Genomic DNA, 14,223 nt, shown 5'->3' with positions numbered 1-14,223 from the left:
CGTCAATTTGTCTGGTACACCAGAAACCACCTATTACCGATACAGCAGCGTATTCGCGGATTTTTTGGCGTCGAAGGGCGCGCGAAATCACGTCTCGCTTGGTTGACCCTGCCCCGGGGCAGCGGTAAACCCTCACGAGTACTGTACGCCAATCTTATGCGCGGTCCGCCTTGATGGCACGGCGCGCATGAAAGGAGCCACACGTGGAAGAGATGCTGAGGGAGTACCTCCCTGTTCTCGTTCTTCTGGGTATCGCCATCGGTCTCGGACTGGTCCTGATCCTCGCCGCGGTCGTTCTGGCCGTGCGGCACCCCGACCCGGAAAAGGTCAGTGCCTACGAATGCGGCTTCAACGCCTTCGACGACGCGCGGATGAAGTTCGATGTCCGATTTTACCTTGTCTCGATCCTGTTCATCATCTTCGATCTTGAGATTGCGATGCTGTTTCCCTGGGCGGTTGCCTTCGCGGATCTCAGCATGACGGCGTTCTGGTCGATGATGGTCTTCCTGGCGGTACTGACGGCCGGGTTTGCCTATGAATGGCGGAAAGGGGCGATGGAATGGCAGTAGAGGACAAGACCGCGCACACCGCCGATGACGAGATGGTCACCGAGGTGCAGAGCGAAGGGTACCAGTCTCCGCGGATCAAGACCGGACCGTCGAGCCAGGTGCCGCTGGAGGCATATGCCGACGATTACCAGCGCGACACCGCCACGCAGGCGCTGAACCGCGAATTGCAGGACAAGGGATTCCTCGTCACCTCGACCGAGGACATCATCAACTGGGCCCGCACCGGTAGCCTGCACTGGATGACTTTCGGTCTGGCCTGCTGTGCCGTCGAGATGATGCACACCTCGATGCCACGCTATGACCTGGAACGGTTCGGCACGGCGCCGCGCGCCAGCCCGCGCCAGTCGGACCTGATGATCGTGGCCGGTACGCTGACCAACAAGATGGCGCCGGCGCTGCGCAAGGTCTATGACCAGATGCCCGAGCCGCGCTACGTGATCAGCATGGGCTCCTGCGCCAATGGCGGGGGATACTATCACTACAGCTATTCGGTGGTGCGCGGCTGTGACCGGATCGTGCCGGTGGATGTCTACGTGCCCGGTTGCCCGCCCACGGCGGAGGCGCTGGTCTATGGCATCATGCAGCTGCAACGCAAGATCCGGCGCACCGGGACGATCGTGCGCTGAGGCGCCTTTGGGGGATGCAAGATGACTGACGCGCTGACCGAACTTGGAACCCATATCGAAAGCCGCCGGCCCGATTGCGTGGCCGGCTGGTCGGTGGATCATGGCGAGCTGAACGTGACCGTGGCCTTGACCAGCATCAAGGGACTGGTGGAATTCCTGAAGACCGATCCGAACTGCCGCTTTTCGACGTTGGTGGACATCACGGCGGTGGATTACCCGGACCGGCCCAAGCGGTTCGACGTGGTCTACCATTTCCTGAGCATGTACCAGAACCAGCGCATCCGCCTGCGCGTTGCGGTGCGCGAAGAGGACATGGTGCCGTCGATCACCGATATCCACCCGTCGGCCAACTGGTTCGAACGCGAGGTGTTCGACATGTACGGCGTGCTGTTCAGCGGCCACCCGGACCTGCGGCGCATCCTGACCGACTATGGGTTCCGCGGCTTCCCGCTGCGCAAGGATTTTCCGACCACGGGCTATACGGAAGTGCGCTATGACGAAGTGCAGAAACGCGTGGTCTACGAGCCGGTGAACCTGACGCAGGAATACCGGCAGTTCGATTTCATGAGTCCGTGGGAGGGTGCCGACTATATCCTTCCGGGCGACGAGAAAACCGACGAGAAGGCCAAGTGAGCCGGGGCGGAATATGGGGCAGCCGACATGGTCTGGGTGATACTGTTCATGGCGGCGTTCGTGGTCCCGTTCTGGAAGCTGCTGCCGGGCTACGGCATCGCCAGCCCATGGGCGCTGGTGGCGATCTTTCCGCTGGGCGCACTGGCGCTTTTGTACCTGATGGCGTTCGGCCCGCGCGCGGACGATAGAGGATAAGGAGACCAAGGATGATGGACGGCTCCAACACGATGACGAAGGGCTTTGCCGACGCCGAGACCGGCGAGCAGAAGATCCGTAACTTCAACATCAACTTCGGCCCGCAGCACCCGGCGGCGCACGGCGTGTTGCGCCTTGTGCTGGAGCTGGACGGCGAGATCGTGGAACGCTGCGATCCCCACATTGGCTTGCTGCACCGTGGCACCGAGAAGCTGATGGAGAGCCGGACATACCTGCAGAACCTGCCCTATTTCGACCGGCTGGACTACGTGGCGCCGATGAACCAGGAGCACGCCTGGTGCCTGGCGATCGAGAAGCTGACCGGCGTCGAGGTGCCGCGCCGCGCGAGCCTGATCCGGGTGCTGTTTTCCGAGATCGGGCGAATCCTGAGCCACCTTCTGAACGTCACGACGCAGGCGATGGACGTGGGCGCGCTGACCCCGCCGCTGTGGGGCTTCGAGGAACGCGAGAAGCTGATGATCTTCTACGAGCGGGCCTGTGGCGCGCGGCTGCACGCGGCCTATTTCCGGCCCGGTGGCGTGCACCAGGACCTTCCGCCGGAGTTGCTGGACGATATCGAGACCTGGGCGCGGGACGAATTTCCGAAGTTCATGGACGATATCGACGGGCTGCTGACGGAGAACCGCATCTTCAAGCAGCGTAACGCCGATATCGGCGTCGTCAGCCAGCAGGAGGCGCTGGACTGGGGCTTTTCCGGGGTGATGGTCCGCGGCAGCGGGATGGCGTGGGACCTGCGCCGGTCGCAGCCCTATGAATGCTACGACGAGTTCGATTTCCAGATCCCCGTCGGCAAGAACGGCGACTGCTATGACCGCTATCTGATCCGGATGGAGGAGATGCGCCAGTCGGCGTCGATCATGCTGCAGGCGATCGAGAAGCTCCGCGCGCCCGAGGGGCAGGGCGATATCCTGTCCCGCGGCAAGGTCACGCCGCCCAAGCGGGGCGAGATGAAGACCTCGATGGAGGCCCTTATCCATCACTTCAAACTGTATACCGAAGGCTTCCACGTGCCGGAGGGCGAGGTTTACGCCGCCGTCGAGGCGCCCAAGGGGGAATTCGGCGTCTACCTGGTGTCGGATGGGACCAACAAGCCCTATCGCGCCAAGCTGCGCGCGCCGGGCTACCTGCATTTGCAGGCGATGGACCATGTTGCGAGCGGGCACCAGCTGGCCGACGTGGCGGCGATCATCGGGACGATGGACGTGGTCTTTGGGGAGATCGACCGCTAGGCGGGACAACGGATATTGACCCTGTAGAAGAACAAGGCCGAAACAGGGGCGGCGAAGGTTCGGAGAGACGACAAGATGAAGACAAAATTCGGTTTGATGGGCGCCATTGCGGCGATGGGGATCGTCGCAGGCTGCACCGCGCCGCCCGAGGGGACGGGCGAGCAGGACGTGGCCAAGTTCCAGGTGGCGGTGGCCAGCATCGGCTGCACCCTGAAGACCGAGGGGGATTACCTGCCGGTGGAACTGCAGACCGGCCTGACCCGCGAGCAATCGACCCAGATGGCCGCCTACATGGTCACCACCGAACGCGCCGTGCGCCTTGAGGGCGGCGGCATCCGAATGACGACAGGAGCGTGCGCAGCCTGATGCTGAGACGTCTACACAGAGAACAACCCGAGAGCTTTGCCTTCACGCCGGACAACCAGGCGTGGGCCGAGGCGCAGATCTCGAAATATCCCGAAGGGCGCCAGGCGAGCGCCATCATCCCGCTTTTGTGGCGGGCGCAGGAGCAGGAAGGCTGGCTGACACGCCCGGCGATCGAGCATATCGCCGAGATGCTGGAGATGGCGCATATCCGGGCGCTGGAAGTGGCCAGCTTTTATTTCATGTTCCAGCTGTCTCCGGTTGGCAGCGTAGCGCATTTCCAGATTTGCGGCACCACGTCCTGCATGATCTGCGGGGCCGAGGACCTGATCGGGGTGTGTCGTGAAAAGATCGCGGACAAGCCGCATACGGTCAGCGACGACGGCAAGTTCAGCTGGGAAGAGGTGGAGTGCCTTGGGGCCTGTGCCAATGCGCCGATGGCGCAGATCGGCAAGGATTACTACGAGGATCTGACCGCCGAGCGGTTTGCCGAGATGATCGACGAGTTCGCCGCCGGCAAGGTGCCGGTGCCGGGGCCGCAGAACGGGCGCTATGCGTCCGAGCCGCTGGCCGGTCTGACGACGCTGAAAGAGTTCGACTCGGGTCACACGAAATATAATGGCTCGGTCCAGCGTGCGGTGGATCTGGACGACACGATCAAGCGGATCGACGGCAGCGAGGTGCCGCTGGTGGCGCCGTGGCGCGAGCATGGTGCGAACCATCAGCCCGCGCCGCCGAAAGTGAAACTGAACGAGTCGCCCGCCAACCCGGGGCTGAAGGCGCCGAAACCCGACCGCTCTGAAGGCCGGCCCGCCGACGATACCGGTACGACCAAGGCCGAGGCGCCCGCCAAGAGCAAGGCCAACCCGGTGTCCAAGGACGAACCGGCTGGCGACGACAAGAGCAAGAGGGCCAAGGCCAAGGCGCCCGCAGCGGAATTCGAAGACGCGGGCACCAAGCCCGAGACGATGGACGCGCCGCGCGACGGCGGGGCGGATGACCTGAAGATGATCAAGGGCGTGGGGCCGAAGCTGGAGCAACTTCTGCACTCCATGGGCTTTTACCATTTCGATCAGATCGCTGCATGGGGGCCGCAGGAAGTGGCCTGGGTGGATCAGAACCTGGAAGGGTTCAAGGGCCGCGTGAGCCGGGACGACTGGGTCGCCCAGGCGAAAACTCTGGCCGATGGCGGAACGACGGATTTTTCGAAGAAAGTCAAAAAGGGGGACGTCTACTAGACGATCTTCACGCCAAAGGGAGTTGAGCCATGTTCGATGATATACTGAAGTCACAGTGCAAGCTGGTATGCTTGGGCGTCGGTTTTGCAGCGGGGATCATCGCGATCTACGCTGCGATCGGCAAAGTCGGGATCTTCGCGGCGCTTCTGCTGGGGCTTGCGATGGGCGTGTTCATGGCGTTGGTTCTGTTGCAGATCTTCTGCACCGGCGAGAACGCGGACCTGGGGCAGTTGGAGGAAATGCCCGAGGGAACTGCGGCGGCGGCAACATCTGGCGGCAAGCCCTCCGGCCCGCCGAAGGCGAATGCACCGAAGGACCGGGGCACGCCCGCGCCGAATGCGCCCGTGCCCAACCCGCCGAAACCGAATCCGCCGGTGGGTACCGAGCCCGAGCCGATCCTGCCGAACAAGGCCGATCCTTTGAACGCGCGCACGGGCACGAGCGCTGCGGCGGCGGGAACCGACAAGGTCGCGATGCGGGCCGAGACGCATTCCGGCGGGAACGATGCCGCCACGGCGCAGGATCCGACCTTTACCTCGGCCTCGACGGATGCAGAGGCGGGGGCCAAAGTAGATCCCGCGCCGAAGGCGCCTAAGCCTGAGAAAAAGGCCAAGACCAAGAAGGCGGCGGCCAAGCCGAAGGCGAAGACGAAGACCGCGGACGCCGCCGAAGAGGATGTGGGCACCAAGCCCTCGACGCTGTCCGGCCCGCGCGGTGGAAGCGCCGACAACCTGAAGGAAATCAAGGGCGTCGGTCCGAAGCTGGAAGGCGTGCTGCACGACATGGGGTTCTACCATTTCGACCAGATTGCCAACTGGACCTCTGACGAGGTGGCATGGGTCGACGCGAACCTTATCGGCTTCAAGGGCCGGGTGAGCCGCGACAACTGGATCGATCAGGCGAAAACCCTGGCGGCGGGCGGCGATACCGAGTTCTCGAAGCGCGTGGACAAGGGCGACGTTTACTGAATGAGCGAGGCGAATGAGCGACCGAAAGTCAGTGTCGAAAAAGGGCCGACGCGCCGGGCTGGTGATTGCCGGCACGGGCGTGTTCTGGGTGCTGGTCACCCTGATCGGCGAGAAGGAGGGGTTCAGCACCGAGCTGCGCCTCGCCTTCGACCTTGTGGCACTGGCGGGATTCCTGTTCGCCTTCTGGCTCATCTATCAAATCTGGCGCGACAGCCGGGGAAACTAGGGGTTATCTGATGCTGGACGATCAGGATCGTATCTTTACCAATCTCTACGGGATGCACGACCGCAGCCTGAAGGGCGCGCAGGCGCGTGGCCATTGGGACGGGACCAAGACCATCCTTGAGAACGGGCGCGAGTGGATCGTCGAACAGATGAAGGCCAGCGGGCTGCGCGGCCGGGGCGGCGCGGGCTTCCCGACCGGGCTCAAGTGGTCCTTCATGCCCAAGGAAAGCGACGGGCGGCCCGCCTACCTGGTGGTCAATGCCGACGAGTCCGAGCCGGGCACCTGCAAGGACCGAGAGATCATGCGCCACGATCCGCATACGCTGATCGAGGGGTGCCTGATCGCCAGCTACGCGATGCAGGCCCACGCCTGTTACATCTATATCCGCGGTGAATATATCCGCGAGAAGGAAGCGTTGCAGGCGGCGATCGACGAGGCCTACGAGGCCGGGCTGATCGGCAAGAACGCCTGCAAGTCGGGCTATGATTTTGACCTGTACCTTGCGCATGGCGCGGGGGCGTATATCTGCGGCGAGGAAACCGCGCTGCTGGAAAGCCTTGAAGGCAAGAAGGGCATGCCCCGGATGAAGCCGCCGTTTCCGGCCGGGGCGGGGCTTTATGGCTGTCCCACGACGGTGAACAACGTGGAAAGCATCGCGGTCGTGCCGACGGTCCTGCGGCGCGGGGCGGACTGGTTCGCCGGCTTCGGACGGCCCAACAACGCGGGCACCAAGATTTTCGCCGTGTCGGGCCATGTGAACAACCCCTGCGTGGTCGAGGACGCGATGTCGATCAGCTTTGAAGAGTTGATCGACAAGCATTGCGGCGGCATCCGCGGCGGGTGGGACAATCTGAAAGCGGTCATTCCCGGTGGTTCGTCGGTTCCGTGCGTGCGCGGCGAGAACATGAAGGACGCGATCATGGATTTCGACGCGCTGCGCGAGGTCGGATCGAGCCTGGGGACCGCGGCGGTGATCGTGATGGACAAGAACACGGACATCATCAAGGCGATCTGGCGGCTGTCGAAATTCTACAAGCACGAAAGCTGTGGGCAATGCACGCCCTGCCGCGAGGGCACGGGCTGGATGATGCGGGTGATGGACCGGCTGGTGCGCGGCGAGGCGGAGGTCGAGGAGATCGACATGCTGTTCGACGTCACCAAGCAGGTCGAGGGTCATACGATCTGTGCCCTGGGCGATGCGGCGGCCTGGCCGATCCAGGGCCTGATCCGCAACTTCCGCGACGAGATCGAGGACCGGATCAAGGCGCAGCGCACCGGCAAGGTGTCTGCGGTGGCGGCGGAGTAAAGAACCGATGCCCGGCACACCTCATCTTGCGCAACTGAATGTCGGCCGCCTTGTTGCGCCCACGGACGACCCGCGCGTGGCGGAGTTCATGGGCGCGCTGGACCGTGTGAACGACATGGGCAAGCGGATGCCAGGGTTCGTGTGGATGATGGAAGGCTCGGGCGAGCCTGGCACGGGCAACACCGAGACCAGCATCGGGGGGGATCCGCAGTTCGTGGCCAACCTGACCGTGTGGGAAGATGCGGCGAGCCTGGAGAATTTCGTTTGGAACACCGTGCATCGGCAGTTCTATGAACGCCGCGCGGAATGGTTCGAGGTGATGGGCGAGATGCATTTCGTCATGTGGTGGGTGCCGCAGGGGCACCGGCCGACATTGGACGAGGGGTTGGAACGGCTGGAGCGCCGGAAGGCGGAAGGCGACAGTGACCATGCCTTTGGCTGGTCTCACCTGGAAGAGGCCCGGTTGTGGCAGACCCGCGGCTGCGCCCCTGTGGCGGCGGAATGACAAGAATGGAAGGCCAGAGAGCGTGACCAGGATGACGACATTGAAAAACGGGGCGCGGGCCCTTGTGCTGGTGCTGATGGCCGGCGCGATGGTTGCGGGGTGTAACCGGACCACCGAACGGGTCACGTTCAACGGGGTGTTCTACAAGCAGAAGTCCAAGGCGGCCTCGCGTGACAACCGCGAGCGGTTCGTCGTGACCGTGCCGCGCGTCAACCGCGGCTATGACGGCGCGCTGGCGGCGGGGGCCTACGAGGGCAAACGGTACTGCGTGCAGAATTTCGGCACCTCGGAGGTGGAGTGGTACATCAGCCCGCTGGCGCCGCGCGGCACGGTACAACCCAATGGCAACAAGCTGACCTTCACGGGGAAATGTGTGCTGTGGTAATTTCCTCTTTCATATCAAAGGCATGGGGCGGCTGTTATTGCATAACAGCGCCGCTGGGGACCATCTGCGCAGCAGATGGCGCGGCGGATGGTCCGGGCGCCCTTGTGAGAGGAAGACAGATATGAAACGTGTATCGAGCAAGATCGTGGGTCTGGCCCTTGGCGCGGCCCTGGCGGCGGCAGCACTGCCCGCACAGGCGGGACTGAAGGACGAGGCCGGGATCAACCAGGGGCTGCTCTATCTTGCGGCAGCCGACAAGATCCGCCGCGAGTGCGGCAGCATCGGCGGGCGGCTGTTCCGGGCGCAATCCTATGCCAGCGCGCTGAAGAAAGCGGCGGCGGAGCGCGGTTATAGCGAGGCCGAGATCGATGCGTATATCAACAACGACGCCAACAAGGCGGCCATGCGCGAGCGGCGCAACGCGTATTTCAAATCGAAAGGGGCCAGCAACCTTGACCCCGCCAGCCTGTGTGTTCTGGGCCAAGCCGAAATGGCGAATGGCAGCCAGATCGGGCAGCTACTGAGAGCAAAGTGAGAATTCATGTCTGACCTTCGCAAAATCATCATCGACGATCAGGAAGTGGAAGTGGACGGGGCGATGACCCTGATCCAGGCCTGCGAGCAGGTGGGGATCGAGATCCCGCGGTTCTGCTACCACGAGCGGTTGTCGATCGCGGGCAACTGCCGGATGTGTCTTGTGGAGGTTGTCGGCGGGCCGCCGAAACCGGCGGCCAGCTGCGCCATGCAGGTGCGCGACCTGCGGCCCGGCCCCGAAGGCCAGCCGCCGGTCGTGCGCACCAACAGCCCGATGGTCAAGAAGGCCCGGGAAGGCGTGATGGAGTTCCTGCTGATCAACCACCCGCTGGACTGCCCGATCTGCGACCAGGGCGGCGAGTGCGATTTGCAGGACCAGGCAATGGCTTATGGCGTGGACTTCAGCCGTTATCGCGAGCCGAAACGCGCGACCGAGGACCTGAACCTTGGGCCGCTGGTGGAAACCCACATGACGCGCTGCATTTCCTGCACCCGCTGCGTGCGCTTCACCACCGAGGTGGCCGGTATCAACCAGATGGGCCAGACCGGCCGGGGCGAGGATGCCGAGATCACCGCCTACCTGGGCGAGACGCTGGACAGCAACATGCAAGGCAACATCATCGACCTGTGCCCGGTCGGGGCGTTGGTCAGCAAGCCTTATGCGTTCACTGCCCGTCCGTGGGAGCTGACCAAGACGGAAACCATCGACGTGATGGATGCGCTGGGGTCCAACATCCGGGTGGACACCAAGGGGCGCGAAGTGATGCGCATCCTGCCGCGCAACCATGACGGCGTGAACGAGGAATGGATCTCGGACAAGACGCGGTTCGTGTGGGACGGGCTGCGCCGTCAGCGGCTGGACAAGCCCTTTATCCGCGAGAACGGCAAGCTGCGTCCGGCCACCTGGCCCGAAGCGTTGGGCAAGGCCGCTGCGGCCATGAAAGGCAAGACCGTGGCCGGCCTCGTGGGCGACCTGGTGCCGATGGAGGCGGCGTTCGCGCTGCGCCAGCTGGTCGAAGGCCAGGGCGGGCGCGTGGAATGCCGCACCGACGGCGCGCACCTGGTGCCGGGCAACCGCTCGGCCTATGTGGGCACGGCGCGCATCGAGGAGATCGACACGGCGAAGAAGATCGTCCTGATCGGAACCGATCCGGGCGTTGAGGCGCCTGTGCTGAACGCGCGCATCCGCAAGGCGTGGCTGCGTGGGGCCGAGGTGGTGCATGCCGGGCAACCTGCGGAGCTGACCTTTGACGCGACCGAGCTGGGGCCGCGCAACCGGGTGCTGCCGCAACTGCTGTCCGAGGCCAAGGAGACCGAGGACGCGATCGTGATCATCGGGCAGGGCGCGTTGATCGGTGATGGCGGGCCTGCGGCGCTGAGCATGGCGATGCAACTGACCGAGAAAATGGGTGCCAAGATGCTGGTCCTGCACACCGCCGCCTCCCGCGTGGGCGCGATGGATGCCGGTTGTGTGACCGAGGGTGGGATCACCGCCGCGCTGGACGGCGCGGACGTGATCTATAACCTGGGCGCAGACGAGATCGAGATCGCGGAGGGACCGCTGGTCATCTACCAGGGCAGCCATGGCGACAGGGGCGCGCATCGCGCCGACATCATCCTGCCCGCCGCGGCCTATCCCGAGGAACAGGGCGTCTTCGTGAACACCGAAGGGCGTCCTCAGCTGGCGCTGCGCGCCGGGCACCCGCCGGGCGAGGCCAAGGAGAACTGGGCGATCCTGCGGGCGCTGTCGGGCGAGATGGGCGCGGTGCTGCCCTTCGACAGCCTGGCGCAGCTGCGCCGTGCGTTGATCGAGGAGGTGCCGCATGTCGCACAGATCGACGCGGTGCCCGAGAACGAGTGGACCATGGTGGATAAGGTCGAGCCGTCGTCGGGCTCCATCGGGGCCGCACTGGGCGATCACTATCTGACAAACCCGATTGCCCGGGCCAGCGCGCTGATGGCGGAACTGAGCGCAAACGCCAAGGACCGCCGCGAAGAGCCGGTGGCCGCGGAATGACGCAAGCCGCGCTTGGCATATGGGCGCTGTCGGTCATGGCTTTCGCGGGCCTGGCCGCCTGTGCCGCGCCGGGCGCTGACCCCGACGCGGAGTTCGATCCCGAGTATCGGGGCATCGAGACGCGCCTTCTGGACGGGGACCTGGTGAATTTCCGCGTGGAAATGGCCGGGGCGCGGACAGCCGAGGACGTCAGCCAATACGCCGAATGCGCGGCGGCGGAGTACACGCTGATCCGGGGATACGGATTTGCGCGCCACGTGCGCACGAATGTGGACGAACGGGGTGGCATCTGGACCGCAGATGCGGTTTACACCATCTCGCCGACGCTGCCCGGCGGCATCATAAGGATCGACGCGGAAGTCGTGGCCGCCAGTTGCGCAGAGAACGGGATACCGACGGTATGAGGGACGAATGGCTGAATTTCTGACAACCCCGCTTGGGACCTTTGTCCTGATCATGGCGCAGTGCCTTGCGGTGGTGGGCTTCGTGATGGTGTCGCTGCTGTTTCTGGTCTATGGCGACCGCAAGATCTGGGCCGCGGTGCAGATGCGGCGGGGGCCGAACGTGGTGGGGGTCTATGGCCTGTTGCAGACGGTGGCCGACGCGCTGAAATACGTGCTCAAGGAAGTCGTCGTACCAGCGGGCGCGGACCGTACCGTGTTCATGATGGCGCCGATGACGAGCTTCGTGCTGGCGGTGCTGGCCTGGGCGGTGATTCCGCTCAATGACGGCTGGGTCCTGTCGGATATCAACGTCGCGGTCCTCTTTGTCTTTGCCGTCTCGTCGCTGGAAGTTTACGGCGTGATCATGGGTGGCTGGGCCTCGAACTCGAAATACCCGTTCCTGGGGTCGTTGCGGTCTGCGGCACAGATGATTTCCTACGAGGTCAGCATCGGCCTGATCATCATCGGGGTGATCATCTCGACCGGCTCGCTGAGCTTCGGGTCCATCGTGGCGGCGCAGGACACGAATTTCGGCTTCTTCGGCTGGTACTGGCTGCCGCACCTGCCGATGGTGTTCCTGTTCTTCATCTCGTGCCTGGCGGAAACCAACCGTCCGCCGTTCGACCTGCCGGAGGCGGAATCGGAACTGGTGGCGGGCTACCAGGTGGAATATTCTAGCACGCCTTTCCTGCTGTTCATGGCCGGGGAATACATCGCGATCTTCCTGATGTGCGCGCTGACGAGCCTGCTGTTCTTCGGCGGGTGGCTTTCGCCCATTCCGGGGCTGCCGGACGGGGTGTTCTGGATGGTCGCGAAGATGGCGTTCTTCTTCTTCCTCTTCGCCATGGTGAAGGCGATCACGCCGCGTTATCGCTATGACCAGCTGATGCGGATCGGCTGGAAAGTGTTCCTGCCGCTGTCGCTCGCCTGGGTCGTGATCGTGTCCTTCCTGGCGAAATTCGAAGTCTTCGGGTCGTTCTGGGCCCGCTACGCAATGGGAGGCTGACGACCATGACGCAGATCGATTACGGACGCGCTGCGGGATACTTCCTGCTGAAGGATGTGTTCAACGGCTTCAAGCTGGGGTTCAAATACTTCTTCGCCCCCAAGGCGACCCTGAACTACCCGCATGAAAAGGGCCCGCTGAGCCCGCGGTTCCGGGGTGAGCACGCGCTGCGGCGCTATCCCAATGGCGAAGAGCGGTGCATTGCCTGCAAGCTGTGCGAGGCGATCTGCCCCGCGCAGGCGATCACCATCGACGCCGAGCCGCGCGACGACGGTAGCCGCCGCACGACGCGCTATGACATCGACATGACCAAGTGCATCTATTGCGGCTTCTGCCAGGAGGCCTGCCCGGTGGATGCCATCGTCGAGGGGCCGAATTTCGAGTTCGCCACCGAGACCCGCGAAGAGCTGTTCTATGACAAGCAGAAACTGCTGGAGAACGGCGAGCGGTGGGAAGCCGAGATCGCCCGCAACCTGGAAATGGACGCGCCTTACAGATGAGTAATCCGACGAACCCGTTCGAGGCCATGATGGCCCAGGCGCAGGAGATGGTGAAGACCATGAATCCGGCGCTTGAGTCGTTCTCGCCCAAGGGGTTCGAGGCGATGTGGCCCACCATGCCGAAGGAATTCATGGAGATGATGTTCGGCCGCGGCATCAGCAAGGACGGTCTGGACGCCAAGACGCGTCTGCTGATCACGCTTGCGGGGTTGACCATGCTGGGCGCGCAGAGCGATACGCAGATCAGGATGACCGTGCGCCACGCGCTGGAAGCGGGCGCCACGAAAGACGAGATTGCCGAGACCATCGCGATGATGGCGATGTTTGCCGGTATCCCGTCCATGAACCGGGCGATGGATTTCGCGCGCGAGGTCATGGACGAGGCCAAGGACGAGGATCAGGACACATGACCATTGCCGCGTTTTCCTTCTATCTCTTTGCGGTCTCGCTGTTGGCGGGGGGGCTGTTCACGGTGGTCAGCCGGAACCCGGTGCACTCGGTCCTGTGGCTGATCCTGGCGTTCCTGTCCGCGGCTGGCCTTTTCGTGCTTTTGGGCGCGGAGTTCGTGGCGATGCTCTTGATCATTGTCTATGTGGGCGCGGTCGCCGTGCTGTTCCTGTTCGTGGTGATGATGCTGGACGTGGATTTCGCCGAGCTGAAGGCGGAGATGGCGAAATACATGCCGCTGGCGCTGCTGATCGGGATCATATTGCTGATGCAATTCGGCGTCGCCTTCGGCAACTGGCAGATGGCCACGGATGCCGAGGGCGCGCGCGCGGCCGTCACGCCGACCGACCTGGAGAATACCAAGGCGCTGGGGATGCTGCTGTATGACCAGTATTTCCTGCTGTTCCAGCTGGCGGGTCTGATCCTGCTGGTGGCGATGATGGGCGCGATCGTGCTGACGCTGCGCCACCGCTCGGACGTCAAGCGGCAGGACGTGCTGGCGCAGATGTACCGCGATCCGGCCAAGGCGATGGAACTGAAGGACGTGAAACCGGGGCAGGGGTTGTAATCCTGCTGTTCGCGCCCCGGACCTGATCCGGGGCCTCCCGGACCGTCGGGCCCGGGCAAGAGACAATGAGGTCCCGGGTCAGGCCCGGGACGGGATGAAAAGACAAACGAACGGGCGCGGCCCGGAGGGACGACATGATTGGACTGGAGCATTACCTGACGGTGGCGGCGGCGCTGTTCGTCATCGGGATTTTCGGGCTTTTCCTGAACAGGAAAAACGTGATCATCCTGCTGATGTCGATCGAGTTGATGCTGCTGTCGGTCAACGTGAACCTCGTGGCATTTTCCAGCTTCCTGGGTGACATGGTGGGGCAGGTCTTTACCCTGTTCGTGCTGACCGTGGCCGCCGCGGAGGCCGCCATCGGGCTTGCCATTCTTGTCTGCTTCTTCCGCAACCGCGGCACGATCGCCGTGGAAGACGTCAACGTGATGAAGGGCTGAGGGC

General features: G+C 63.7%; 20 protein-coding genes. All 20 read left to right on the top strand.

Features of this window, described 5'->3' with window-relative positions:
* Positions 1-203: 203 nt before the first annotated feature.
* The 20 genes from PVV74_RS02045 (at position 204) to nuoK (ending at position 14,219) form a co-directional block, all read left to right on the top strand.
* Complete coding sequence (locus PVV74_RS02045) at positions 204-569, top strand: NADH-quinone oxidoreductase subunit A (RefSeq protein ID WP_057789898.1); 366 nt, start codon at positions 204-206, stop codon at positions 567-569.
* Entirely contained in the window at positions 560-1,195 is a 636-nt protein-coding gene (locus PVV74_RS02040; protein ID WP_245890373.1) for a NuoB/complex I 20 kDa subunit family protein, read from the top strand. Before PVV74_RS02045 ends, PVV74_RS02040 begins: the two co-directional genes overlap by 10 nt.
* Before the next feature lie 21 nt (positions 1,196-1,216).
* Entirely contained in the window at positions 1,217-1,828 is a 612-nt protein-coding gene (locus PVV74_RS02035; RefSeq protein WP_103761526.1) for an NADH-quinone oxidoreductase subunit C, read from the top strand.
* A 27-nt stretch (positions 1,829-1,855) separates the two neighbouring features.
* Positions 1,856-2,023: a hypothetical protein gene (locus PVV74_RS02030; RefSeq protein ID WP_274592051.1), complete on the top strand. Its 168-nt coding sequence runs from the start codon at positions 1,856-1,858 to the stop codon at positions 2,021-2,023.
* Positions 2,024-2,034: 11 nt separating this feature from the next.
* The gene (locus PVV74_RS02025; RefSeq protein WP_211286104.1) at positions 2,035-3,273 is read left to right on the top strand and encodes an NADH-quinone oxidoreductase subunit D; all 1,239 of its coding nucleotides are present in this window, start codon (positions 2,035-2,037) and stop codon (positions 3,271-3,273) included.
* Positions 3,274-3,348: 75 nt separating this feature from the next.
* Positions 3,349-3,639 carry a hypothetical protein gene (locus tag PVV74_RS02020; protein WP_245890372.1) on the top strand — a complete coding sequence of 97 codons (291 nt, stop codon included), beginning with the start codon at positions 3,349-3,351 and terminating at the stop codon, positions 3,637-3,639.
* A complete protein-coding gene (locus PVV74_RS02015; protein WP_274592050.1) occupies positions 3,639-4,874 on the top strand; it encodes an NADH-quinone oxidoreductase subunit E in 1,236 nt (411 codons plus the stop codon). The genes PVV74_RS02020 and PVV74_RS02015 overlap by 1 nt, the downstream gene beginning before the upstream one ends.
* 29 nt (positions 4,875-4,903) lie before the next feature.
* Complete coding sequence (locus tag PVV74_RS02010) at positions 4,904-5,842, top strand: hypothetical protein (RefSeq protein ID WP_274592049.1); 939 nt, start codon at positions 4,904-4,906, stop codon at positions 5,840-5,842.
* A 13-nt stretch (positions 5,843-5,855) separates the two neighbouring features.
* Positions 5,856-6,068 (top strand): DUF5337 domain-containing protein, encoded by a 213-nt coding sequence (locus PVV74_RS02005; RefSeq protein ID WP_274592048.1) that lies wholly within the window; start codon positions 5,856-5,858, stop codon positions 6,066-6,068.
* A 10-nt stretch (positions 6,069-6,078) separates the two neighbouring features.
* Complete coding sequence (nuoF, locus tag PVV74_RS02000; RefSeq protein ID WP_274592047.1) at positions 6,079-7,374, top strand: NADH-quinone oxidoreductase subunit NuoF; 1,296 nt, start codon at positions 6,079-6,081, stop codon at positions 7,372-7,374.
* A 7-nt stretch (positions 7,375-7,381) separates the two neighbouring features.
* Positions 7,382-7,879: a DUF3291 domain-containing protein gene (locus PVV74_RS01995; protein WP_274592046.1), complete on the top strand. Its 498-nt coding sequence runs from the start codon at positions 7,382-7,384 to the stop codon at positions 7,877-7,879.
* A gap of 31 nt (positions 7,880-7,910) precedes the next feature.
* Positions 7,911-8,264 carry a hypothetical protein gene (locus tag PVV74_RS01990; RefSeq protein WP_103761519.1) on the top strand — a complete coding sequence of 118 codons (354 nt, stop codon included), beginning with the start codon at positions 7,911-7,913 and terminating at the stop codon, positions 8,262-8,264.
* Between the two features lie 121 nt (positions 8,265-8,385).
* Entirely contained in the window at positions 8,386-8,799 is a 414-nt protein-coding gene (locus tag PVV74_RS01985) for a DUF5333 domain-containing protein (RefSeq protein ID WP_274592045.1), read from the top strand.
* 6 nt (positions 8,800-8,805) lie between these two features.
* The gene (nuoG, locus tag PVV74_RS01980; protein ID WP_274592044.1) at positions 8,806-10,815 is read left to right on the top strand and encodes an NADH-quinone oxidoreductase subunit NuoG; all 2,010 of its coding nucleotides are present in this window, start codon (positions 8,806-8,808) and stop codon (positions 10,813-10,815) included.
* A gap of 35 nt (positions 10,816-10,850) precedes the next feature.
* A complete protein-coding gene (locus PVV74_RS01975; RefSeq protein WP_274592351.1) occupies positions 10,851-11,219 on the top strand; it encodes a hypothetical protein in 369 nt (122 codons plus the stop codon).
* A gap of 7 nt (positions 11,220-11,226) precedes the next feature.
* Positions 11,227-12,264, top strand: coding sequence for an NADH-quinone oxidoreductase subunit NuoH (gene nuoH, locus PVV74_RS01970; protein ID WP_274592043.1), 1,038 nt, complete (start codon positions 11,227-11,229; stop codon positions 12,262-12,264).
* 5 nt (positions 12,265-12,269) lie between these two features.
* Positions 12,270-12,764 (top strand): NADH-quinone oxidoreductase subunit NuoI, encoded by a 495-nt coding sequence (gene nuoI / locus PVV74_RS01965; RefSeq protein WP_103761514.1) that lies wholly within the window; start codon positions 12,270-12,272, stop codon positions 12,762-12,764.
* Positions 12,761-13,174 (top strand): carboxymuconolactone decarboxylase family protein, encoded by a 414-nt coding sequence (locus PVV74_RS01960; RefSeq protein WP_103761513.1) that lies wholly within the window; start codon positions 12,761-12,763, stop codon positions 13,172-13,174. Before nuoI ends, PVV74_RS01960 begins: the two co-directional genes overlap by 4 nt.
* Positions 13,171-13,779, top strand: coding sequence for an NADH-quinone oxidoreductase subunit J (locus PVV74_RS01955; RefSeq protein WP_103761512.1), 609 nt, complete (start codon positions 13,171-13,173; stop codon positions 13,777-13,779). Before PVV74_RS01960 ends, PVV74_RS01955 begins: the two co-directional genes overlap by 4 nt.
* A gap of 134 nt (positions 13,780-13,913) precedes the next feature.
* On the top strand, positions 13,914-14,219 hold the full coding sequence (gene nuoK / locus PVV74_RS01950) for an NADH-quinone oxidoreductase subunit NuoK (protein WP_057789867.1): 306 nt from the start codon (positions 13,914-13,916) through the stop codon (positions 14,217-14,219).
* The last annotated feature ends 4 nt before the right edge of the window (positions 14,220-14,223 follow it).

This window comes from Roseovarius sp. SK2, assembly GCF_028807495.1.
GTDB classification, from domain to species: Bacteria; Pseudomonadota; Alphaproteobacteria; order Rhodobacterales; family Rhodobacteraceae; genus Roseovarius; species Roseovarius confluentis.
This window is presented reverse-complemented; position numbering and strand designations above follow the sequence as displayed.

Coding starts and splice junctions, on each gene's coding strand:
- PVV74_RS02040 (WP_245890373.1), top strand. CDS start 560: ATGGCAGTAGAGGACAAGACCGCGCACACCGCCGATGACGAGATGGTC.
- PVV74_RS02035 (WP_103761526.1), top strand. CDS start 1,217: ATGACTGACGCGCTGACCGAACTTGGAACCCATATCGAAAGCCGCCGG.
- PVV74_RS02030 (WP_274592051.1), top strand. CDS start 1,856: ATGGTCTGGGTGATACTGTTCATGGCGGCGTTCGTGGTCCCGTTCTGG.
- PVV74_RS02025 (WP_211286104.1), top strand. CDS start 2,035: ATGATGGACGGCTCCAACACGATGACGAAGGGCTTTGCCGACGCCGAG.
- PVV74_RS02020 (WP_245890372.1), top strand. CDS start 3,349: ATGAAGACAAAATTCGGTTTGATGGGCGCCATTGCGGCGATGGGGATC.
- PVV74_RS02015 (WP_274592050.1), top strand. CDS start 3,639: ATGCTGAGACGTCTACACAGAGAACAACCCGAGAGCTTTGCCTTCACG.
- PVV74_RS02010 (WP_274592049.1), top strand. CDS start 4,904: ATGTTCGATGATATACTGAAGTCACAGTGCAAGCTGGTATGCTTGGGC.
- PVV74_RS02005 (WP_274592048.1), top strand. CDS start 5,856: ATGAGCGACCGAAAGTCAGTGTCGAAAAAGGGCCGACGCGCCGGGCTG.
- nuoF (WP_274592047.1), top strand. CDS start 6,079: ATGCTGGACGATCAGGATCGTATCTTTACCAATCTCTACGGGATGCAC.
- PVV74_RS01995 (WP_274592046.1), top strand. CDS start 7,382: ATGCCCGGCACACCTCATCTTGCGCAACTGAATGTCGGCCGCCTTGTT.
- PVV74_RS01990 (WP_103761519.1), top strand. CDS start 7,911: ATGACGACATTGAAAAACGGGGCGCGGGCCCTTGTGCTGGTGCTGATG.
- PVV74_RS01985 (WP_274592045.1), top strand. CDS start 8,386: ATGAAACGTGTATCGAGCAAGATCGTGGGTCTGGCCCTTGGCGCGGCC.
- nuoG (WP_274592044.1), top strand. CDS start 8,806: ATGTCTGACCTTCGCAAAATCATCATCGACGATCAGGAAGTGGAAGTG.
- PVV74_RS01975 (WP_274592351.1), top strand. CDS start 10,851: ATGGCTTTCGCGGGCCTGGCCGCCTGTGCCGCGCCGGGCGCTGACCCC.
- nuoH (WP_274592043.1), top strand. CDS start 11,227: ATGGCTGAATTTCTGACAACCCCGCTTGGGACCTTTGTCCTGATCATG.
- nuoI (WP_103761514.1), top strand. CDS start 12,270: ATGACGCAGATCGATTACGGACGCGCTGCGGGATACTTCCTGCTGAAG.
- PVV74_RS01960 (WP_103761513.1), top strand. CDS start 12,761: ATGAGTAATCCGACGAACCCGTTCGAGGCCATGATGGCCCAGGCGCAG.
- PVV74_RS01955 (WP_103761512.1), top strand. CDS start 13,171: ATGACCATTGCCGCGTTTTCCTTCTATCTCTTTGCGGTCTCGCTGTTG.
- nuoK (WP_057789867.1), top strand. CDS start 13,914: ATGATTGGACTGGAGCATTACCTGACGGTGGCGGCGGCGCTGTTCGTC.